Annotated in this window: 1 protein-coding gene; it reads left to right on the top strand. The window is 60.5% G+C overall.

Features of this window, described 5'->3' with window-relative positions; all coding sequences use genetic code 11:
* Positions 1–2: 2 nt before the first annotated feature.
* On the top strand, positions 3–291 hold a 289-nt coding region (locus tag NKF06_RS20905; protein ID WP_253246493.1), incomplete at its 3' end, for a PIN domain-containing protein.

Raw genomic sequence — 291 nt, 5'->3', positions numbered from 1 at the left:
GAATGTACGCGGAGACGGATTTCCTGCTGGCACTCATCAAGGGCGAAGACTGGCTCGGCGATGCCGCAGAGACGGTCTACCGAGACCATCGGGACGAACTGTGGACGTCGCAGTTCACGCTCATCGAACTCCTCATGGTCGCGTACCGAGAAGAGCGGGACACGGAACGGGTCATCACGAACGTGGCCGCACTGTTAGAAGTTCGGGGCGACGTTGATACGGTCCTCACGGCCGCAACCTACGTCGAAGACCACGGGTTCACGCCCTTCGACGCGCTCCATCTCGTCGAAT

Source organism: Haloferax sp. AB510, from assembly GCF_024136985.1.
Taxonomy (GTDB): Archaea; Halobacteriota; Halobacteria; order Halobacteriales; family Haloferacaceae; genus Haloferax.
This window is presented reverse-complemented; position numbering and strand designations above follow the sequence as displayed.